The following is a 21,014-nucleotide window of genomic DNA, read 5'->3' as shown; positions in this document are numbered from 1 at the left end:
CCCCCCCCGCGGGCGGGGCCCCGCCCGGGGCCGGGCCGTCGTCGTGTCAGCCGCCGAGCGTGCGCAGCCACCGCTCGGCCTCGCGCGGGCTGCGCAGCCGCAAGACGTGCGACGCGTCCGCCTGCGCGGCGTACCGCTGCGTCAGGACCGGGTGGTTCGTCCACGCCCACAGCACGATGTTCTCGTGGGGGTCGCGGCGCACCAGGTTCCGCAGCGACTCGCGGTTGCCGTGCCAGAGCTCCTCGCGCGTCAGGCCGCGCCGGAGCGCGCGGCGCACGACCCGGGACATCACGGTGCGGCGCGGGTAGTCCAGCCAGACCACGGTGTCGGCGTCGTCCAGCACGCCGTCGAGCCGGGACTCCCAGTTGCCGTCGGTGACCCAGCGCCCGCCCGCCGTGCGGGCGCGCAGGTCGGAGCGGGCATCGTCGGGGTCGCGCTTGACCCAGCCGGGACCCCAGAACACCTCGTCGAGCTCGACGTACGGCGCGTCCAGGGTGCGCGCGAGCCGTCGTGCGAACGTGGTCTTGCCGGCACCGGACGTCCCGACCACCCGTACGCGCCGCGGGGGACGGCTCACTCGTTCATCGCGTCGGCGAGCGACTGCGCGCGCGCGTTGGTGAACAGGTCGTCGAGGAGCACGAGCCGTCCGGTGCCGTCGGCGAGGGGCACCTTCCAGTTGGGGTACTCCCGGTCGGTGCCCGGCTGGTTCTGCGCCCGTCGCTCCCCCACGGCGTCGGCCAGGGACACGCCCAGCAGCGCCGCGGGCGTCGCCCGGATCCACCGGTGCAGCGCCTCGACGATCTCGCGCTCGGACGGGTCGTGCCCGAGCAGCCCGCGCTCGCGCAGGGCGTCGAGCATGGCGTCCCGCTCGGCCGCGGCGTGCGCGCGCACCTGCGCGACGGGCTCGGACAGCAGGCCCAGGCGGTCGCGCAGCGTCACGTGCTCACCCGCGAGGTACCCGGCGGTGGGCGGCAGGTCGTGCGTCGTGACGGTGGCGAGCGCGAGCTCGCGGTAGCTCTCGGGCGGACGCGGGCGGCCGTCGTGCTCCTGCTCGAACCACAGCACCGACGTGCCGAGCACGCCGCGCTCCGACAGGTAGTCGCTCACCCACGGCTCGACCGTGCCCAGGTCCTCGCCGATGACGACCGCACCGGCACGGTGCGCCTCGAGCGCGAGGATCCCGACGAGCGCGTCGTGGTCGTACCGGACGTACGCGCCGTCCTTGGCGCTGTTGCCGACCGGGACCCACCACAGCCGGAACAGGCCGATGACGTGGTCGATCCGGATGGCGCCGGCGTGCCGCAGCACCGTGCGCAGCATGTCGCGGTACGGGCGGTACGCGGCGCGCGCGAGCGCCTCGGGGTGCCACGGCGGCTGCGACCAGTCCTGCCCCTGCTGGTTGTACATGTCGGGCGGCGCCCCCACCGACGCACCCGTCGCGAGCACGTCGCGCAGCGCCCACGCGTCGGCACCCTCGGGGTGCACCCCGACCGCCAGGTCGTGCATGATCCCCAGCGCCATGCCGCCCTCGCGCACGACGCGCTGGGCGCGCTCGAGCTGCTCGTCGGCGACCCACTGCAGCCACGACCAGAAGACGACCCGGTCCGCGAGCTCGACGGCCGCCGCGGCGACCGCGTCGGAGAGCGGGTCGCGCAGGTCCTCGGGCCAGTCGGCGACGGGGCCGTGACGCTCGACGAGCGCGCACCACAGCGCGAACTCGCGCAGCCCCTCGCCCTCCTCCTCGACGAAGGCGTCGAACGCCGCCTGCCGGGCCGCCGACCGCGGGTGGGCGTGCACGACCTCGAGGGCCGCCCGCTTGGCGGCCCAGGCCGCGTCGCGGTCGATCGGGCCGGGGTCGTCGTCGAGCGCGATCACGGGCTCGGCCGCCCACTCCAGCAGCGCACGGTCCGCCGCCGACAGGTACGCCGTCTCGCGCACGTCCTCGACGCGGATGTACAGCGGGTTGACGAAGCGTCGCGTGGTCGGCAGGTACGGGCTCGGGGTCAGCGGCTCGACGGGCTCCGCCGCGTGCAGCGGGTTGATGAGCAGGAAGTCCGCTCCCCACCGGTGGGCCGCGAGCCACCCGAGCTCGGCGAGGTCCCCGAGGTCGCCCACGCCCCACGACGTGCGCGAGCGCACCGAGTAGAGCTGGGCCATGAGGCCCCACACGCCGCCCTCGCGCAGCCGGTCGGGCAGCTCGAGCCGCTGCGGCGTGACGACGAGCGGGCTGTGCGCGTGCGCGCTGGGCCCGTCGGTGCGGATCTCGTGCCACCCGAGCGGCAGGTCGTCGGGCACCTCGAACGTCGCGCGCCCCACGAGACGCCCGTCGACCGTGCGCGGCTCGACGACGACGTCGACCTGGCTCAGCTCGCGACGCCCCCCGCCCGCCTCGGGGTCGAGCTCGACCCAGACGTCGACGGGGTCGCCGTGCGTCACGTGCACCGGGACCTGGGCGGACGTGCCCTGCCGGACGACGACCACGGGCGGCAGCACCCGCCGCCACGGCATGAGCTCGACGTGCGCGAGGGCCAGCGCGATGCGCTCCGGCGAGGACGCGTCGACGCCGAGCGCCGCGAGGACGCGGACCAGCGTCTCGTCGGAGGCCTCGTGGTCGTGCCCGTCGTGACCCCGGTAGCCCGGGACGACGTCGTAGGCGGCGGCGAGTCGCCGCAGGTCCGCGAGAGAGGTGGTGTCCGGCACGTCTCGATCCTGCCAGAGGGAGGGTCGCTCGGCTGGACGCGGGGCCCAGGGACCCAGTGCTGGTCACGTGCACAGGGGCTCGGGGCCCTGGTCGCGGGCCACCCCGCTCCCCGAGCCTGGTGGCATGACCGCAGGGAGCAGGGAGCGGGTACCAGGACGGCCGACGGGACGGCCGCGTGGTGGGGCGTGGAGGGAACGCCTCACCACCGGCCGTCCCGTCGGTGACCCGCTGCGCGACCGCGGTCAGAGCACGATCGAGTACGTCGGCATCGTGGTCGTCGTCGTCGCGATCGTCGGGTCGGTGATCCTGGCCGTCAGCCCCGTCGCCCAGGCGCTCGTCGCCCGGCTCGTGTGCGAGGTCTCGTCCCTCGGGCGGGCCGACTGCAGCGCCGCCGGGCCGAGCGACCCCGGCACCGAGACGCCGGACGACGACGACGAGCCGAGCTGGTGGTGCGACAACGTCGGCTGGTTCTGCTCCGACCCCGAGGACGAGGAGGAGGAGAAGGACGACGAGCCCAGCTGGTGGTGCGAGACCCTCGGGTGGTTCTGCCCCGAGGAGCCGACCGACGAGCCCACCGACGAGCCCACGTCGAGCCCCACGCCCACCGGCCACCCCACGGACCCGGCCACCGGGCTGCCCGTCGTGGACGGCGTCACGATCCCCGAGGGCCTGGACCCCGACAGCGAGGAGGTCCGGACGCTCCTGATGACGGAGCGCGGGCGCGCGATGCTCCAGTGGCTCGCCGACAACGGCATCTCCATCAGGGACAGCAGCCGCGGGTCGTACTGGGACGGCTCGGACGTCTACATCGACACGGGCAACACGCCGCTCGAGACCGTCCGGACCCTCGTCCACGAGGTCAACCACGCGCAGAGCGACGCCGCGGACCAGAGCCCGGACATCGACGGCGACACCCGCGACGACTACGTCAACGGGATGCTCGACGAGGAGACGCGTGGCGTCGTGGAGGAGATCATCGCGGCCCGCGAGCTCGAGGACGCGGGTGTGACGATGCCGACCGACGTCTCGGACGACACGTACTGGGACGCGTACGACGCCGCCGTCGGCGCCGGACGCACCCCGGCGCAGGCGCGGGACGCGGGCTTCGCCGCGGTCCGCAACCTCTTCCTCGACGGGACCTTCGTGACGTCGAACACCGGTGACGCCTACGACGAGTACTACGGGGACGCGTGGGACGACAGGCACTGACGCGAGCGGCTAGCGTGACGCGACGGACGACGGGACGAGGAGCAGGCGTGCGACGCACCATCCACCACGGGGCCGCGGTCGGCGCGGCTGCGCTCTGCGCCCTGCTCGCGCTCGGCGCGTGCGACGGCGGCAGCGCGACCCCGACCCCCACGGCGACCGCCGCGACGACCGCACCGCCAGGCGGCACCCCGACGACCGACGGCCCGCAGGAGGACGACGTGACCACCAGGCTGGCCGAGGCGCTGCGCGCGGAGGACCCCGCGCTGGCCGACCTCGTGACGTCCGACGGCACCACCGTGACACCGCTCGACACGCCCTGGCTGACCGGCTGGCAGGTCCTCGACGTGCTCGCGCGCGGCGGGTCGCACGGGTCGCGCGCGTACGTCGCCCTGTCGGACGACGACCGCGCCGTGGTCCTCGCGGGCTCACCCGACGCGTTCGTCGACCTGCTCGCGCAGGCGGACGTCCGCGTCGAGGACGCCGCCACCGCCGCAGCCGTCGTCGACACCTACCTGGACGCGACGCGCTCGTTCACGCAGTGGTCGCAGCGCATCGCCTCGTTCGACGACGTCCGGCTGCGCCCGCGGCTCGACGCCGACGCGCAGGCCGCCGCGGACGCCGCCCGTGCCGCCCTCGACGGGCAGGTCGCGCCGACGACGGCCACGCCGACCGCCGACGGCTTCGATGTCGTCGCGTGGGTCCAGGACGGCGCCACGGTCGCGCGTCACACCGTGCGGCTGACCGGCGACGGTGAGCTGGAGGACAGCGTGCAGGACGTCGTCACCGACCTGCCGGTGCCGATCTCCCGCTGAGGCACCCGTCGCCGCCCGGCGGGGGCACGGCCCGCGCGACCGCGCCCGGGGCACGTAACCTGGGGCGTCGTGACGACCGAGCCCGCACCCACCGCCACCGCCTACCCCCCGGCACCGCGCACCGACCTCGTCGAGGAGCTCGCCGGCCACCGGGTCGCCGACCCCTACCGGACGCTCGAGGACCCCGACGACGAGCGCACGCAGCGCTGGTCGCGCGCGCAGGACGACCTGTACGCGGCCTACCGCGAGGGTCTGTCGGCACGGGCCGCCGGCACGCCGCTGGCCGATGCCGCGCTCTCGGCGCGCCTGCGCGGCCTGCTCGGCGCGGGGTTCGTCGGGGCTCCGGCCTGGCGCGGCGACCGGCGGTTCTTCTCGCGCCGCACCGGGGACCAGGAGCACGCGGTCGTCGTGGTCGCCGAGCCGGACGACTCCGCGGGCACCCCGGACGGCGTCGTCGAGCGCGTCCTCATCGACCCGCTCGCGCTCGACCCGACGGGCACGACGACCCTGGACGCCTGGCAGCCCTCCAAGGAGGGCGACCTGCTCGCCTACCAGGTGTCGCACGGCGGCACCGAGGAGAGCGTCCTGCACGTGCTCGACGTGGCGACGGGCGAGAGCGTCGACGGGCCGATCGACCGCGCGCGCTACTCCCCCGTCGCGTGGCTGCCGGGCGGCGACGCGTTCTACTACGTGCGGCGGCTCGCCCCCGACCTCGTGCCGGCCGACGAGCAGCAGTACCACCGTCGCGTGTGGCTGCACCGCGTGGGGACGCCCGCGGAGCAGGACGTCGAGGTGTTCGGCGCGGGCCTGCCGATGACCAGCTACTACGGCGTGCAGGTCAGCCGCGACGGCCGCTGGCTGCTCGTGTCCGCCGCGGCGGGCACCGCGCCGCGCACCGACGTCTGGATCGCGGACCTCACGGCACCCGGCGCGCACGAGGCACCGACGTTCGTCGAGGTGGCCGTGGGGCTGGACGCCGAGGTCGGCGCGTGGGTCGGTCGCGACGGGCGGCTCTACGTCCACACCGACCTGGACGCCCCCCGCGGCCGGCTCGTCGTCACCGAACCGACGGCCCCCGGGGTCGCGCACTGGGTCACCCTGCTGCCGCAGGACGACGTCGCGGTGCTCGAGGACGTCGCGTTCGTCGACGACGGGGACCCGACCGCGCCCACCGGGCTGCTGGCGGCGTGGCGCCGGCACGCCGTGAGCGAGGTCACCGTCCACGACCCCCGCACGGGCGCCCGCACGGGGACGGTCCCGCTGCCGGGGCTGGGTTCGGTCTCCGGCCTCGTGACCCGCCCCGAGGGCGGCCCGGACGTCTGGTTCGCCTACACCGACCACGTGACGCTGCCGCACGTGCACCGGTACGACGCCACGACCGGGGCCGTCACGCTGTGGGCGGCGCCCCCCGGGGCGCTGCCCGACCTGCCGCAGGTGCGCACGCAGCAGATCGAGGTCACGAGCCCCGACGGCACGACCGTGCGCGCGTTCGTGCTCGCGCGCGCCGACCGCGTCGGCGACGACGGGCGGCCGCTGTCGCCCGCCCCGACCGTGCTGTACGGGTACGGCGGCTTCCAGGTCAGCCTGGACCCGGCGTTCTCCGCGTCCACGCTCGCGTGGGTCGAGGCCGGCGGCGTCTACGTGGTCGCGAACCTGCGCGGGGGCGGCGAGGAGGGCGAGGAGTGGCACCGCGCCGGCATGCGCGCCCACAAGCAGAACGTCTTCGACGACTTCCACGCCGTCGCCGAGCACCTGGTGGCGCAGGGGTGGACGACCACGTCCACGCTCGCGTGCTGGGGCGGCTCCAACGGCGGGCTGCTCGTCGGCGCGGCGGTCACGCAGCGCCCCGACCTGTGGGCCGCCGCCGTGTGCTCCGCACCGCTGCTCGACATGGTGCGCTACCAGCGGTTCGGCCTGGGTGTGACGTGGACCGAGGAGTACGGCGACGCCGACGACCCGCAGGAGCTGGGGTGGCTGCTCGGCTACTCCCCGTACCACCGCGTCGTCGACGGCACCGCCTACCCCGCGGTGCTGTTCACGGTCTTCGAGGGCGACTCGCGCGTCGACCCGCTGCACGCGCGCAAGCTCGCGGCGGCCCTGCAGGCCGCGACGACGTCCGACCCCGCGCAGCGGCCGGTGCTGGTGCGGCGCGAGATCGGTGTCGGGCACGGGGCGCGCGCGCTGTCGCGCACGATCGGGCTGTCGGTCGAGCAGCTGCAGTTCGTCGCGGACCGCACCGGCCTGCTCGCGGAGGTGGGCCGGTGACCGCGTTCTCGACCATGCTCGCCGCCGACCTGATCACGTCCACGAGCAACCCGTCCCCCGGGACCATCACGCCCGAGGACGGCGACTGGGGTGCCTGGGCGGGCGAGTGGGGCGAGTGGTTCGTCGGCGTCCCCCTGCGCATCGTCCTCATCGTCGTCATCAGCGCGATCGTGCTGCTCCTGCTGCGGCGCGCCATCGCGGGCATCACCAAGCACGTCGCCGAGGGCGAGACGCTCACGGAGCGCGGCCTGCTGCGCCCGCTCGGGCGCTCCGAGGTCGGGTCGGTGCTGCTCAAGGCGAACCCGCTCGCGACCGCGCGCCGCGCGCAGCGGGCGCGCACCATCGGGTCGGTGCTGCGCTCGACCGCCTCGATCGTCGTGGGGTCCATCGCCGCGGTCCTCGTGCTCGACGCCCTGGGCGTCAACCTGGCGCCGTTCATCGCGTCGGCCGGCATCGTCGGCGTCGCGGTCGGCTTCGGCGCGCAGAGCCTGGTCAAGGACTTCCTGTCCGGGCTGTTCATGCTGCTGGAGGACCAGTACGGGGTCGGTGACGTCGTCGACGTCGGCGCCGCCACCGGCACCGTCGAGGCCGTCGGGCTGCGTGTGACCAAGCTGCGCGACGTCGACGGGACGCTCTGGTACGTCCCCAACGGGTCCATGGTCCGCGTCGGCAACAAGACGCAGGGCTTCAGCACCGCCGTGGTCGAGGTGGACGTGGACTACTTCGTCGACCTCGACGAGGCGCGCGGCCTGCTCGAGGAGGCGGCGCGCAGGGTGGCCACGGACCCCGTCGTCGGGGCGTACCTGCAGGGCGAGCCGACCGTCACGGGGGCCGAGAAGCTGGCCGCCGACGCCGTGGGCCTGCGGCTCTCGGTGCGGACCGCGCCGGCGATGCACTGGGAGGTCGCCCGGCACCTGCGGGTCGCCGTGCGCGACGCGCTCGAGGCGGCCGGCGTGCCGCTCGCCGGGCAGCGCGACGCGCTGGTCGCGCACCAGGAGCGCCGCGACCGGCCCGTCCCGGAGGCCTCCGCACCGGACTCCGAGGGTGAGGCAGAGGCCGCCGGGGACGCCGACACAGGGGCCGACGAGAGCACCGACCCTGCGAGCGCCGACCCCGCGGACGGCACGCGCGACCCCCACGACACCCCGGTGCACGAGGCCGTCGAGCCCGAGCAGCCGCAGCGGCGCTCGCCCGGGTGACGCGGCGTCAGGGCGCGGGCGACCACGCCAGGAGGGGTTGACCCGCGGCCACGTGCTCGCCGTCTGCGACCACGGCCGTGACCGCGGCAGGATCCGCCTGCAGCGCGATCACGGGGCACACCGTCGACAGGCCCGCGGCCGCGACGTCCACCGGGGACCAGCTCAGCACGCGCTCCCCCGCGCGCACGCGCTGCCCCCGCTCGACGTGCACGTCGAAGCCGAGCCCCGCGAGGGTGACCGTGTCGATGCCGACGTGCACGAGCACGCCGCGGCCGTCGTCCAGCTCGAGCGCGAACGCGTGGGGGTGCAGTGCGCCGACGACGCCGTCGCACGGGGCCAGGACGTCCTGGCGTCCGGTGCGGTCGGGCTCGACCGCCACGCCGGGCCCGACCATCTGCTCGGCGAACACGGGGTCGGGGACGGCCGACAGCGGCCGCACCGTCCCGGGGACCGGGCTCGCGAGACGCAGCCCGGTCACGCGAGAGCCACGATCAGCGCAGGTGGTCGAGCTCGGCCGCGAGGCTGTCCGCCTCGGGCCCGACGATGACCTGCACGATGCGGCCCGAACGCACGACACCGAACGCACCGCTCTCCCGCAGCGCCGCCTCGTCGACGAGCTGCACGTCACCGACCTCGACCCGCAGGCGCGTGATGCAGGGCTCGAGGTCGACGACGTTCGTCTCCCCACCCAGTGCGGCCAGGATCTGCTCTGCCTTGCTCAATGGCTCTCCCCGGGTGTCGGCTTCTCGTCCCCAGGTTACCGCCGTCGCGGGCCCTGCGGACCCCGCGTCCACGGGGCAGGGTGACGCCGCACACGTGTGTCGTCGCTGGCCCGGCGCGCGCGGGCGCGACAGACTGCGAGGCACGACGACGACGGACGGCGACGGGGCCGCGTCGCGCGGGAGCACCGAGGAGGTCGCAGGTGGGCACCACCAACGTGGTCGGCATCGGGGTGAGCCCGGGCCGCGCGGTCGGGCCGGCCGTCCACCTGCCCGACGCGGTCGCCGAACCGCCCGCCGGTCGGCGTCTGCCCCCCGGCGCGGACCGGCAGGCGGCCGTCGAGCAGGTCGCGCGTTCCGCGGCGGCCGTGCGTGACGAGCTCGACGCCGCGGCGCTGGCGGCCGAGGGCGACGCCGCGGCGCTGCTGCACGCCGCCGCCGCGATGGCGGCGGACCCCTCGCTGGTGGCCGACGCCCAGCAGCGGGTCCTCGACGAGCACCTCGTCCCCGAGCGTGCCGTGTGGGAGGCGGCGGACACCGTGTCCGCCGACCTCGAGGCGCTCGGCGGCCGGATGGCCGAGCGCGTGCGCGACGTCGTCGACGTGCGCGACCGGCTCGTCGCGCACCTGACGGGCCAGCAGGCGCCCGGGGTGCCCGTGCGCGCGGAACCCTACGTGCTCGTCGCGCACGACCTCGCCCCGGCGCTCATGGCGACGCTGGACCCGCAGCGCGTCGTCGCGGTGGTCACCGCCGCCGGCGGTCCGACGTCGCACACGGCGATCCTGGCGCGCTCGCGCGGCATCCCCGCGGTGGTGGCGGCCCCGGGCGTGCTCGACGTCCCCGAGGGCACGCTGCTGCTCGTCGACGGCGCCGCCGGCACGGTGACGCGCGACCCGTCCGACGACGCCGTGCGGCGCGTGCGCGCGCTCGCCGGTGCCGCCCGCACCTTCGACGGTGACGGGCGCACCGCGGACGGGCACCGCGTCGAGCTGCTGGCGAACGTCGGGGACCCGGCCGAGGCGCAGGCCGCCGCCGACTCCGGCGCGCAGGGCGTCGGGCTGTTCCGCACCGAGTTCGCGTTCCTCGACCGCACGCAGGCGCCGGACGTCGACGAGCAGACCACCGCCTACGGGCGCGTGCTGTCGGCGTTCACGGGCCGCAAGGTCGTCGTGCGCACGCTCGACGCGGGCGCCGACAAGCCGCTGCCGTTCCTCCACGCGGCACCCGAGGCCAACCCGGCGCTCGGCGTGCGCGGCCTGCGCGTCGCGCAGGAGCGGCCCGACGTGCTCGAGGACCAGCTCACGGCGATCGCGCGCGCCGCCGCGGCGCACCCCGGGACGACCACGTGGGTGATGGCGCCGATGGTGGCGACCGTCGACGAGACCGAGCAGTTCGTCGCCGCGTGCGCGCGGCACGGGCTGACCACCGCCGGGATCATGGTCGAGGTGCCGAGCGCCGCGCTGCTGGCCGGCCCGATGCTCGCGCACGCCCGCTTCGCGAGCATCGGCACCAACGACCTGACGCAGTACACGATGGCGGCGGACCGCCTCCTGGGCGCCGTCGCCGCGCTGTCCGACGCCTGGCAGCCGGCCGTGCTGCGGCTGGTCGAGGCCACCGCTCTCGGCGGTGCGGCGCAGGCGCGGCCCGTCGGCGTGTGCGGTGAGGCGGCCGCCGACCCGGCCCTCGCCGTCGTGCTCGTCGGCCTGGGCGTGACGTCGCTGTCGATGACGCCGCGCGCGCTGCCCGACGTGGCGGCGGTCCTCGGCGCCACCGACCTGGCGACGTGCCGCCTGCTGGCCCGTCGTGCCGCCGACGCGTCGAGCGCCGCGGACGCGCGCGCCGTCGTCCGTGCCGGGCTGCCCGTGCTCGACGAGCTCGGGCTGTGACGGTCGGCGTGGTGCGCCCCACACCCCCGCGCTGCCGGGCCACGGCGCCCCGCGTGTGAGGATGGTCCGCGTGAGAGACGACTCGTTCTACGCCGCCGTGGGCGGGCACGAGACGTTCGTCAGGCTCGTCGACGAGTTCTACCGCGGCGTCGCCACGGACCCCGTGCTCCGCCCGATGTACCCGGAGGAGGACCTCGGCCCCGCGGCCGAGCGCCTCACGCTCTTCCTCGAGCAGTACTGGGGCGGCCCCACGACGTACTCCGAGCGGCGCGGGCACCCGCGGCTGCGCATGCGGCACGCGCCCTACAAGGTCAACCCGGACGCCCGGGACCGCTGGATGCTGCACATGCGCACGGCGCTCGACTCCCTCGCGCTCGCCCCGCTGCACCACGCCGAGCTCTGGGACTACCTCGAGCGTGCCGCGCACTCGATGCTCAACACGTTCGATGACTGAGCCGACCACCGGTGCGGCGCACGACCCCGTGGGCGCCGTCCTGCGGGCGCTCGACCTGACCGCCGACCCCCAGCAGCCCGACGTGTTCGAGGGGCAGAGCCTGCCGCAGCCGCAGGGGCGCGTCTTCGGTGGGCAGGTCCTCGCGCAGGCCCTGCTCGCCGCGGGACGCACCGTCCCCGACGGGCGGCTGCCGCACTCGCTGCACGGGTACTTCCTGCGACCGGGCGACGACGCCGCCCCCATCCGCTTCGCGGTCGAGCGGCTCCGGGACGGCCGCTCCTTCTCGGCGCGCCGCACGCACGCCCTGCAGGGCGACGTGCCGATCCTGTCGATGATCTCCTCGTTCCAGGAGCGTCAGCCGGGCATCGAGTACGCCGAGGCCATGCCCGACGTGCCGGGGCCGGACGAGGTCGCCTCGGCCCTCGACGTCCTGGGCGACGTCGACCACCCGATGGCCAAGTTCTGGGCGCAGGAGTCGGCGTTCGACCTGCGTCACATCACGGGGCCCATCTACCTGCGGCCCGACGCGGACTCGCCCCTGGGCCGCCAGAGCGTGTGGGCACGCGCGCGCGGCCCGGTGCCCGACGACCAGCTGCTGCACCGCGCGCTGCTCGCGTACGCGTGCGACCAGATCATGCTCGAGCCCGTGCTGCGCCGGGCGGGCCGGCCCTGGGCGACGCCGGGGCTCTCCATGGCCAGCCTGGACCACGCCATGTGGTGGCACCGTGACGTGCGGGTCGACGACTGGCTGCTGTTCACGCAGTCCACGCCGAGCGCACAGGGCGGCCGCGGCCTGGGCGCCGCGCGCGTGTTCGACCGCGAGGGCGCGCTCGTCGCGTCGATCGCGCAGGAGGGCATGGTGCGCGTCCCCGACTGACGGGGCGTCGACCACCCGTGCGCGCCGGCACCGACCGCGCGTCGACGACCTCGCCGCGCGCGACGCCCGCCGCCGGGTGACACTCTCGGGCATGGTTCGCCTGCGACGTGTGCGCCTCGACCAGCCCGGCTGGACCCGGCGCCGGGCCGGTCGTGGCTTCGTGTACCTCGACGTGGACCGGCAGCGCATCGTGGAACCGGGGCACCTCGAGCGCGTGAGGACCCTCGCGATCCCGCCGGCGTGGCGCGAGGTCTGGATCTGCCCGTGGCCCAACGGGCACATCCAGGCGGCCGGACTCGACGACGCGGCCCGGCGCCAGTACATCTACCACCAGCAGTGGCAGGCGCGCCGGGCGCGGCTCAAGCACGAGCACGTGCTGGACGTCGCGCGCCGGCTGCCGGCGGCGCGCCGGCGCGTGCGGGCCGACCTCGCGCTGGACGGCATGCCGAGGGACAAGGCGCTGGCCCTGGCCTTCCGTCTGCTCGACCGCGCCTACCTGCGCGTCGGCACCGAGGGCTACACGCGCCGGCACGGCTCCTTCGGTCTCGCGACGCTGCGGCGCGAGCACGTGCGGGTCCTGCCCGACGAGGACGGCCGGCCCGGCGCGGTGCACCTCGTCTTCCCTGCCAAGTCGGGTCAGGTGCGGGACACCGTGGTCGACGACGAGGTCGTCGCCGAGCTCGTCCGCACGCTGCTGCGCCGCCGCGACGAGAGCCCCGAGCTGCTGGCCTGGCGCGACGACGCCGGCTGGCACGACGTCACGAGCGCCGACGTCGGCCGCTACGTGCGCGACCGGCTCGGGGAGGCGACGCCCAAGGACTTCCGCACGTGGCACGCCACCGTGCTCGCGGCCCGGGGGCTGGCCGACGCCGGTCCGCCGCCCCGCAGCGAGCGGGCCCGGCGACGCGTCGTGGCGTCGGTCGTCAAGGACGTCGCCGAGGAGCTCGGGAACACGCCGACCGTCGCGCGCTCGTCGTACATCGACCCGCGCGTCGTCGAGCTGTGGGAGCGGGGCGAGACGATCGCCCCGACACGCTCGCAGCAGGTGGCCGAGCGCCGCACGCTGGCGCTCCTGACGTCCTGACGGCACGACCGCGTGCGGGCGCCCGCCGGTGGCCGCAGACTGCCCGGATGAGCGACCGCCACGACGACCTGCCCGGCACCGCGCCCGAGCCGGACCTCGCCCCCGAGCCCGTCGCACGCACGCTCAGCGGGCTGGTGCCCGGACCGGGGCCGGACGGCCGGCCCCGGCCGGACGCACCGCTCGTCGCCGTCACCGGCGTCACCGGCTACGTCGGCGGGCGGCTGGTGCCCGAGCTGCTGGCGGCGGGCTACCGCGTGCGGGCGCTGGCACGCCACCCCGACCGGCTGCGCGGGCGCCCCTGGTACGACACCGTCGAGGTCGTCGAGGCGGACGCCGCGGAGCCCGCCCAGATCCGCGCCGCGCTCGAGGGCGTCGACGTCGCGTACTACCTCATCCACTCCCTCGGGACCGGGAAGACGTTCGAGGAGCGGGACCGTCGCACCGCGCGGACGTTCGCGCAGGCCGCCCACGCGGCGGGCGTCGGGCGCATCGTCTACCTGGGCGGGCTGTCCCCGCGGGGCGAGAAGCTGTCCCCGCACCTGGCCTCGCGGACCGAGGTGGGCGAGATCCTGCTGGCCTCGGGTGTGCCGACCACGGTGCTGCGGGCCGCGGTCATCCTCGGCTCGGGGTCCGCGTCGTTCGAGATGATGCGCTACCTCACCGAGCGGCTGCCCGCGATGACGGTGCCCCGGTGGGTGTCCAACCGCATCCAGCCGATCGCGATCCGCGACGTCCTGCGCTACCTCGTGGGTGCGGCCGCCATGCCGCGCGACGTGTCCCGCGTCTTCGACATCGGCGGGCCCGACGTCCTGACGTACCGCGACATGATGCAGCGCTACGCCCGGATCGCGGGCCTCCCCCGACGCGTCATCGTGCCCGTCCCCGTGCTGACGCCGCGCCTCTCGAGCCTGTGGGTCTCGCTGGTCACACCGGTGCCCGGGGGGCTGGCGCGGCCGCTCGTCGAGTCGCTGATCCACGAGGTCGTCTGCGAGGAGCACGACATCGCCGAGCACGTCCCCGACCCGCCCGGCGGCCTCGTGGGGTTCGACCGCGCGGTCCGGCTCGCGCTGGCCCGCGTCCAGGGCGCGAGCGTGAGCACGCGCTGGTCGTCCGCCGCTCCCCCCGGTGCGCCCAGCGACCCGCTCCCGTCCGACCCGGACTGGGCCGGCGGCTCGCTGTACGTCGACGAGCGTCGCGTCGTGGTCGACGCGTCACCCGCCGCGCTGTGGCGCGTCGTCGAGGCGGTCGGCGGTGAGCGCGGCTGGTACTCGTGGGCGCTGGCGTGGCGCGTGCGCGGGCTGCTCGACCGCGTGGTCGGCGGGCCGGGGCTGCGGCGCGGACGTCGCGACCCCGCGCGCCTGCTCGTCGACGACGCCGTGGACTTCTGGCGCGTGGAGCAGCTGGTGCCCGGACGCATGCTGCGGCTGCGGGCCGAGATGCGGCTGCCGGGCCTGGCGTGGCTCGAGCTGCGGGTCGAGGCGGCCGAGGACGCCGGTCCGGGAGCAGGGCCGGAGCCCGACCCCGGCGCGCACGACGCCGAGGGCTCGTGGGACCCCACGGCGTGGCGCACCCCGCCGGTGGTCTTCGCGCAGCGCGCGCTGTTCCACCCGCACGGGCTCGGCGGGCAGCTCTACTGGTGGGCGGTCTACCCGTTCCACGGCGTCGTGTTCGGCGGCATGCAGCGCAACGTCGCACGCGCGGCCGAGCGGGCCGAGCGCGCGCGGGCGGACCTCACGCGCGACGGCGGATGACGACGGGCTCCTCCAGGTACGGGCTCCACACCGCGCGCTCCTCCGCGGTCAGGCGGCGCGGGGCCCCGGACGCGGTGTCGACCAGCACGATCGTCGTCGTCGCGACCGCGAACACGACCGACCCCTCGACGGTCGTCGGTGCGTCGCGGACCTCGTAGCAGACGTCGAGGCTCGCACCGCCGAGGTGCCCCAGCCACAGCTCGATCACGACGGGTGCCCGCCGGTACGGCAGGGGACGCACGTACTGGATCTCCTGGCGGGCCACGAGCGTCGACGTCAGGGCGCCCGGCCCCGCGTCGAGGACCGCCGTCGGGCGGGCACCGTCGGGCACCGTGCCGTCCGGGCCCTCGGGGTGGCGCCAGAACACCTCGATGCGGGCCTCCTCCAGCAGGCGCAGCATCTCCACGTTGTTGACGTGGGCGTAGGCGTCCATGTCGGACCAGCGCAGCTGCACCGGCACCGTGATCCTGGCCATGCGTCCTCCTCGTGCCGCCCGGCGCCCGGTCGCGGCGCCAGGTCGTATCGTCGCGCGGCGTGGGTCCTCGGCCGAAATCCGGGGCCCCGTGGGCACGCGCGGGCGTGCGGCGCACGCTCGCCCGGTCGTCCTCAGCGGCCGGCGGCGCGCGCGGCCTGACGGCGGCACGTGGCCAGCGCGTCGGTCTCCGCGGCCAGCGGCGTCAGGACGAGCCGCTGCGCGACCTCCGTGACGGACGCCCGCAGCCGCCGGCGCGCCGCCCGGGCGCGGGCGCGCGCGCCCCAGCGTCCGGCGAGCGCCCCGAGCGCGGCGACGAGCAGACCGGCGAGGACGCCGCCGACCAGCAGGACGGTGGGTGCGGGGGCCGGGCCCCACACCGGGGTGACCGGGTCGGGGAGCTGCAGGTACGCCAGCAGCGCGATGCCCCCGAGCCACAGCGCGCCCGTCACCGCGGCGGCGAGCAGCAGCCACTGCAGGGCGCCCGCGACGCGCCACCACCAGACGGGACGCTCGGGCAGCAGCGGCGTGCGCGCGACCGCGTGGTCGAGCGCATCGGGCAGCGCCGCGGTGTCGAGGCGCGCACGGGCCGCGAGCACCCAGGTGTCGGGTGCGCCGGCGAGCACCGCGTCCGCGTGGTCACGCACGGCGGTGGCCGCCGTGGCGCGCTGGGCGGCACCGGCGGGCGGCAGCGACGTGCGGGTGAGGTCGGCCTCGGCGGCGGACCGGGGTGCCAGGTGCAGGCGACGCAGCGGGTCGGGCCGCAGCCGCGCCAACCAGCGCACCGGGGGCCAGCCGGTGTGCGCACCGGCGCGCCGCACGGCCGACCGGCGCACGGCCGTGACCACGGTCGGCACGCCCGCCGCGTCCTCCAGCGCGTCGAGCAGCCGGTCGGTCGCCACGTCACGGCGGCGTCCGCGCGGCTCCGGACCGCAGGCCTCGGCGACGCCGCGGGCCGCGGTGCGCAGATCGGCGCCGAAGCGCTGGTTCGTCGCCTCGCGGCGCTCGACGGCCTGCGCGACCAGTGCCCGCAGGTCGTCGACACCGTCGCCCGTCCGTGCGGACGCGGCGAGGACCCGCGCACGCTCGAGGCCGTCGGCCGCGGCGAGCCGGCGCAGGTCGGCCAGGACGGAGTCGACGTCGCCGGCGCTGAGCCGGTCCGCCTGGTTCAGGACGAGCACGACGACGTCGTCGTGCCCCGCGAGCGGCCGCAGGTACCGCTCGTGCAGCGCCGCGTCGGCGTACTTCTGCGGGTCCACGACCCAGACCAGGAGGTCGGCGCGGGACACGAGCCGTTCGGCCCGCACGCGGTGCTCGACGACGACCGAGTCGTGGTCGGGCAGGTCCAGCAGCACCAGCCCGTCGGTGAGCCGCGCACCGCGGGCGTCCGCCCCGGCGCGCGCGCCACCGTCCCCGGCCCCCGGGCGCCCGGCCGCCAGTGCGTGACGTCGGCCCACCTCGAGCCAGTCGAGCAGCCGGGAGGGCCCGTCACCGTCCGGGGCGTCCCCCACCACGACCGCGAGCGGGTGGGACGTCGTCGGACGCTGGACGCCCGTGCCCGCGAGGTCGGCACCGACGAGGGCGTTGAAGAGCGACGACTTGCCCGAGCCGGTCGCTCCCGCGAGCGCGACCACGGTGTGCTCGGCCGACAGGCCCGCGCGCTCCCGCACGCGTGCCAGGACGTCGCGCGTCTGCGTGACCAGCGGTGCAGGCAGCCGGCCGTCGCCGGCGTCGAGCGCGGCGTCGAGCGCGGCGACGCGCTCGTCGAGGGTCAGGCTCATGCGCCGTCCTGCGTCCCGCCGAGCAGCCGGCGCCAGAACCCGGGCCGCCGTGCGTCGGGGCCCTGCGGGTCCGCTGCGTGCGGCGCGTCACGTCCCGCGCGGCCGGCACCGGTGGACGCCCCGGCGCCGCGCAGCGCGTTGCTCACCGCGGGAGCCTCCCCGGTGGCCAGCTCGGGACGCACGGACCGCTCGGCGCTCGCCGCCCGCTCGACGTCCCGGCCCGCGGCGCGCAGCGCGGCCCCGTCGACGTCGGCGGAACCGAGCGCGTCGAGCTGCGCGGTGTACCGCTCCGCCTCACGCGCGAGCACGCCCTCGACACGTGCGTCGAGGCGTTCCCGCGCGTAGGTCGTCAGCCGCCGGACCGCGTCGTCCCCGAAGACCGCCTCGAGGAGCTTCTGCGCGACGACCGCGGTGCCGCCCGCGATGCCCACCTCGATGCCCGTCAGGCCGCCCGTCGACGCGAAGGCGAGCACCATGAGGCTCACGCCGGCCGCGTTGACGCCGAACGACAGGTAGCGGGCGGTCCCCCGCCGGGACTCGCCCTGCTCGCGCACCAGGTCCAGCACGTCCGCCTGCCACCCGCGCACCTGCGCGTCGACCTCGGCCCGCAGGGTCGTGGACGCACGCGCCAGGTCCAGACCCGGGAGCAGCGCAGCACCCGCGGGGTCGCCGCGCCACGCGGCGTGCGTGCGCTCGGCGGCCGCGTCGGCGGCGTCGAGCACCACAGCCGTCAGGCCGTGCGCGATCGCCTGCTCGACGCGCGGCGCCTGCGTCGGCGTGCCGCGGAAGAACGCCGTGACCGCGTCGCGCAGCCGGCCGACACCCTGCTCGACCGAGCGCAGCAGCTCACCCGTCCCGACGAACTCCTGCCAGCGGGCGAGGACCTCGCCGCGCAGCATCGCGCCGTCGGACGTCGCGAGCTGCACGTGCGTCGCCGCGTCGGCGTAGGCGGCCGCCACGACCTCGCGCAGCCGGCGGTCGGTCGCGACCTGCACGTCGGCCGCGTCCGCGAGCACCTGGGCACGCCGGGCCAGGTCACCGACCACGCCGTCCCGGGTGGCGAGCGCGACCGCCTCACGCGCCGGAGCGTCGGCGCCCAGCGCCGTGAGCCACGCCGCGACGTCGGCCACGGCCGACTCGGGCAGCAGCCCGTCGACCAGCGGGGACTCGGGGACGAGGAACAGCCGGGCGTCCGGCAGGCCGTTCTCGTCCATCATCCGCCGCAGGTCGGCGGCGACCTCCTCGGTCCCCGGGTCGACGCGGTCGACGACGAGCGCGACCTGCGCGTGCCGCTGCGCCGCGCGGAGCAGCAGGTCCCAGGGGACGGCGTCGGCGTACCGCGCCGCGGTCGTGACGAAGAGCCACAGGTCCGCCGCGTCGAGCAGCTGCGCGGCGAGGCGCCGGTTGGCGACGTCGACCGAGTCGACGTCGGGCGCGTCGAGCAGCGCCAGCCCGCGCGGCAGCGCGGGCGACGGGACGAGCCGCAGGGCCCGCGCGGGATCGGCGGCACCGCTGCCCGCGGGTGCGTCGCCCGTCGCGGGCGCGGCGGTGAGACGTGCGAGACCCGGCAGGACGCGGTCGGTCGAGTACCAGCGCTCGTCGAGCGGGTGGTGCACGAGGACGGGAGCCCGGGTGGTGGGGCGCAGCACACCGGGGGCCGACACCTGGACGCCCAGGAGCGAGTTGACGAGGGTCGACTTGCCGGCACCGGTGGACCCGCCGACGACGACGAGCAGCGGCGCCGACCGTGCGCGCAGGCGTGGGAGGAGGTAGTCGTCGAGCTGCGCGAGCGCGGCCGCCCGGTCGGCCCGCGCCTCGGCGACGCCGGGCGCCTCGAGCGGGAGCGCGAGCGTCGCGAGCCGCTGCTGCAGACGCTCGAGCGCGTCGAGCAGGCCGCTCACCGCCCCGTCGAACGTCACGGACGAGCCGCTGACCTCGGGCTCTGTCGTGTCGTCGACCTCGGGCTCCGTCATGCCCGTCAGTCTGCCCGACACGCGGTCCGACCACCTGTCGACCCCGCCGCACACGGCGACGGCCCGGACGAGGTGCTCGTCCGGGCCGTCGCAGGGCCGTGTCAGTCGCGGCGCAGCTTGCGGTACGTCACGCGGTGGGGACGTGCGGCGTCGGGGCCGAGGCGCTGGACCTTGTTCTCCTCGTACGACGCGAAGTTGCCCTCGAACCAGTACCAGTTGCCCGGGTTCTCCGCGGTGCCCTCGTACGCCAGGATGTGCGTCGCGACGCGGTCGAGGAACCACCGGTCGTGGGAGACCACCACGGCGCAGCCGGGGAACTCGAGCAGCGCGTTCTCGAGCGAGCCGAGCGTCTCGACGTCGAGGTCGTTGGTCGGCTCGTCGAGCAGCAGCAGGTTGCCGCCCTGCTTGAGCGTGAGCGCGAGGTTCAGGCGGTTGCGCTCACCACCGGACAGCACGCCCGCGGGCTTCTGCTGGTCCGGCCCCTTGAAGCCGAACGCGGCGACGTAGGCGCGCGACGGCATCTCGACGTTGCCGACCTTGAGGAAGTCGAGCCCGTCGGAGACGACCTCGAACAGCGTCTTCTTCGGGTCGATGCCACCGCGGGACTGGTCGACGTAGGAGATCGAGACGGTCTCGCCGACCTTGAGGTCACCGCCGTCGAGCGGCTCGAGGCCGACGATCGTCTTGAACAGCGTCGTCTTGCCGACACCGTTGGGGCCGATCACGCCGACGATGCCGTTGCGCGGCAGCGTGAAGCTGAGCCCGTCGATGAGGACGCGGCCGTCGAAGCCCTTCTCGAGGTTCGACGCCTCGAGCACGATCGAGCCCAGGCGCGGGCCCGGCGGGATCTGGATCTCCTCGAAGTCGAGCTTGCGCGTGCGGTCCGCCTCGGCGGCCATCTCCTCGTAGCGCGCCAGGCGCGACTTGGACTTGGTCTGGCGGCCCTTGGCGTTGGACCGCACCCACTCGAGCTCGTCCTTGAGACGCTTGGCGAGCTTGGCGTCCTTCTTGCCCTGGATGGCGAGGCGCTCGCCCTTCTTCTCCAGGTACGTCGAGTAGTTGCCCTCGTACGGGTACAGACGTCCCCGGTCGACCTCGCAGATCCACTCGGCCACGTGGTCGAGGAAGTACCGGTCGTGGGTGACGGCCAGGATGGCGCCCGGGTAGTCCTTGAGGTGCGCCTCGAGCCACAGCACGCTCTCGGCGTCCAGGTGGTTCGTGGGCTCGTCGAGGAGCAGCAGGTCGGGCTTCTCCAGGAGGAGCTTGCACAGGGCGACCCGGCGACGCTCACCACCGGACAGCACGGTGACGTCCGCGTCCGGCGGCGGGCACCGCAGCGCGTCCATCGCCTGCTCGAGCTGGGCGTCGAGGTCCCACGCGTCGGCCGCGTCGATGGCCTCCTGCAGCTGACCCATCTCGGCCAGCAGCGTGTCGAAGTCGGCGTCGGGGTCCGCCATCAGCGCGGAGATCTCGTTGTAGCGGTCGAGCTTGCCCTTGATCTCGGCGACGCCCTCCTCGACGTTGCCGAGGACCGTCTTCTCCTCGTTCAGCGGCGGCTCCTGCTGCAGGATGCCGACCGTGTACCCGGGCGCGAGACGCGCCTCGCCGTTCGACGGCTGGTCGAGCCCGGCCATGATCTTGAGGATCGTGGACTTGCCCGCGCCGTTGGGGCCGACGACGCCGATCTTGGCGCCGGGCAGGAAGTTGAGGGAGACGTCGTCGAGGATGACCTTGTCGCCGTGCGCCTTGCGCGCCTTGTACATGGTGTAGATGAACTCAGCCACTGAGTGCTCGTCCGCTCCTCGTAGGTTCTGTGGTGCCGCGGAGGCGG

The 21,014-nt window shown here is 75.8% G+C and carries 17 protein-coding genes; 9 read left to right on the top strand and 8 right to left on the bottom strand.

Features of this window, described 5'->3' with window-relative positions; genetic code table 11:
• Nucleotides 1–46: 46 nt before the first annotated feature.
• Together H9657_RS05835 and malQ are read right to left on the bottom strand one after the other, a co-directional pair.
• The gene (locus H9657_RS05835) at nt 47–577 is read right to left on the bottom strand and encodes a P-loop NTPase family protein (protein ID WP_191781289.1); all 531 of its coding nucleotides are present in this window, start codon (nt 575–577) and stop codon (nt 47–49) included.
• A complete protein-coding gene (gene malQ, locus H9657_RS05830) occupies nt 574–2,700 on the bottom strand; it encodes a 4-alpha-glucanotransferase (protein ID WP_191781287.1) in 2,127 nt (708 codons plus the stop codon). The genes H9657_RS05835 and malQ overlap by 4 nt, the downstream gene beginning before the upstream one ends.
• 124 nt (nt 2,701–2,824) lie before the next feature.
• On the opposite strand from malQ, the gene H9657_RS05825 reads away from it, so the two are divergent.
• The 4 genes from H9657_RS05825 (at nt 2,825) to H9657_RS05810 (ending at nt 8,186) form a co-directional block, all read left to right on the top strand.
• Complete coding sequence (locus H9657_RS05825) at nt 2,825–3,910, top strand: hypothetical protein (protein WP_191781285.1); 1,086 nt, start codon at nt 2,825–2,827, stop codon at nt 3,908–3,910.
• A 47-nt stretch (nt 3,911–3,957) separates the two neighbouring features.
• Nucleotides 3,958–4,722: a hypothetical protein gene (locus H9657_RS05820; RefSeq protein WP_191781283.1), complete on the top strand. Its 765-nt coding sequence runs from the start codon at nt 3,958–3,960 to the stop codon at nt 4,720–4,722.
• Nucleotides 4,723–4,791: 69 nt separating this feature from the next.
• A complete protein-coding gene (locus tag H9657_RS19565; protein ID WP_191781281.1) occupies nt 4,792–6,987 on the top strand; it encodes a prolyl oligopeptidase family serine peptidase in 2,196 nt (731 codons plus the stop codon).
• The gene (locus H9657_RS05810) at nt 6,984–8,186 is read left to right on the top strand and encodes a mechanosensitive ion channel family protein (protein ID WP_318241320.1); all 1,203 of its coding nucleotides are present in this window, start codon (nt 6,984–6,986) and stop codon (nt 8,184–8,186) included. The genes H9657_RS19565 and H9657_RS05810 overlap by 4 nt, the downstream gene beginning before the upstream one ends.
• A 7-nt stretch (nt 8,187–8,193) precedes the next feature.
• Here the strand turns inward: H9657_RS05810 and H9657_RS05805 are convergent, their stop codons facing one another.
• The gene (locus H9657_RS05805) at nt 8,194–8,664 is read right to left on the bottom strand and encodes a PTS sugar transporter subunit IIA (protein ID WP_191781279.1); all 471 of its coding nucleotides are present in this window, start codon (nt 8,662–8,664) and stop codon (nt 8,194–8,196) included.
• A gap of 13 nt (nt 8,665–8,677) precedes the next feature.
• Nucleotides 8,678–8,908, bottom strand: a complete 231-nt coding sequence (locus H9657_RS05800) for a glucose PTS transporter subunit EIIB (protein WP_191781277.1) — start codon at nt 8,906–8,908, stop codon at nt 8,678–8,680.
• A 200-nt stretch (nt 8,909–9,108) separates the two neighbouring features.
• Here H9657_RS05800 and ptsP point away from each other — a divergent pair, with 200 nt between their 5' ends.
• The 5 genes from ptsP (at nt 9,109) to H9657_RS05775 (ending at nt 14,957) form a co-directional block, all read left to right on the top strand.
• Nucleotides 9,109–10,791 (top strand): phosphoenolpyruvate--protein phosphotransferase, encoded by a 1,683-nt coding sequence (gene ptsP / locus H9657_RS05795; protein ID WP_191781275.1) that lies wholly within the window; start codon nt 9,109–9,111, stop codon nt 10,789–10,791.
• Nucleotides 10,792–10,861: 70 nt separating this feature from the next.
• On the top strand, nt 10,862–11,245 hold the full coding sequence (locus H9657_RS05790) for a globin (protein WP_318241319.1): 384 nt from the start codon (nt 10,862–10,864) through the stop codon (nt 11,243–11,245).
• Nucleotides 11,238–12,122 (top strand): acyl-CoA thioesterase, encoded by an 885-nt coding sequence (locus H9657_RS05785; protein ID WP_191781271.1) that lies wholly within the window; start codon nt 11,238–11,240, stop codon nt 12,120–12,122. The genes H9657_RS05790 and H9657_RS05785 overlap by 8 nt, the downstream gene beginning before the upstream one ends.
• A 91-nt stretch (nt 12,123–12,213) precedes the next feature.
• Complete coding sequence (locus tag H9657_RS05780) at nt 12,214–13,206, top strand: DNA topoisomerase IB (RefSeq protein ID WP_191781269.1); 993 nt, start codon at nt 12,214–12,216, stop codon at nt 13,204–13,206.
• Nucleotides 13,207–13,253: 47 nt separating this feature from the next.
• Complete coding sequence (locus H9657_RS05775) at nt 13,254–14,957, top strand: SDR family oxidoreductase (protein WP_191781267.1); 1,704 nt, start codon at nt 13,254–13,256, stop codon at nt 14,955–14,957.
• Here H9657_RS05775 and H9657_RS05770 read toward each other — a convergent pair.
• The 4 genes from H9657_RS05770 to ettA all read right to left on the bottom strand — a co-directional run bounded on the left by H9657_RS05770 (nt 14,938) and on the right by ettA (nt 20,967).
• The gene (locus tag H9657_RS05770; RefSeq protein ID WP_191781265.1) at nt 14,938–15,432 is read right to left on the bottom strand and encodes an acyl-CoA thioesterase; all 495 of its coding nucleotides are present in this window, start codon (nt 15,430–15,432) and stop codon (nt 14,938–14,940) included. The two genes, H9657_RS05775 and H9657_RS05770, sit on opposite strands and share 20 nt — an antisense overlap.
• A gap of 131 nt (nt 15,433–15,563) precedes the next feature.
• On the bottom strand, nt 15,564–17,210 hold the full coding sequence (locus H9657_RS05765; protein ID WP_191781263.1) for a GTPase family protein: 1,647 nt from the start codon (nt 17,208–17,210) through the stop codon (nt 15,564–15,566).
• Nucleotides 17,207–19,183 carry a dynamin family protein gene (locus tag H9657_RS05760; RefSeq protein WP_191781261.1) on the bottom strand — a complete coding sequence of 659 codons (1,977 nt, stop codon included), beginning with the start codon at nt 19,181–19,183 and terminating at the stop codon, nt 17,207–17,209. The genes H9657_RS05765 and H9657_RS05760 overlap by 4 nt, the downstream gene beginning before the upstream one ends.
• A 101-nt stretch (nt 19,184–19,284) precedes the next feature.
• A complete protein-coding gene (gene ettA / locus H9657_RS05755) occupies nt 19,285–20,967 on the bottom strand; it encodes an energy-dependent translational throttle protein EttA (protein WP_191781259.1) in 1,683 nt (560 codons plus the stop codon).
• Nucleotides 20,968–21,014 lie beyond the last annotated feature (47 nt).

It is taken from the genome of Cellulomonas avistercoris (assembly GCF_014836445.1).
GTDB classification, from domain to species: Bacteria; Actinomycetota; Actinomycetes; order Actinomycetales; family Cellulomonadaceae; genus Cellulomonas; species Cellulomonas avistercoris.
The sequence above is the reverse complement of the archived record's forward strand: the minus strand, read 5'-3'. Positions and strand labels throughout refer to the sequence as shown.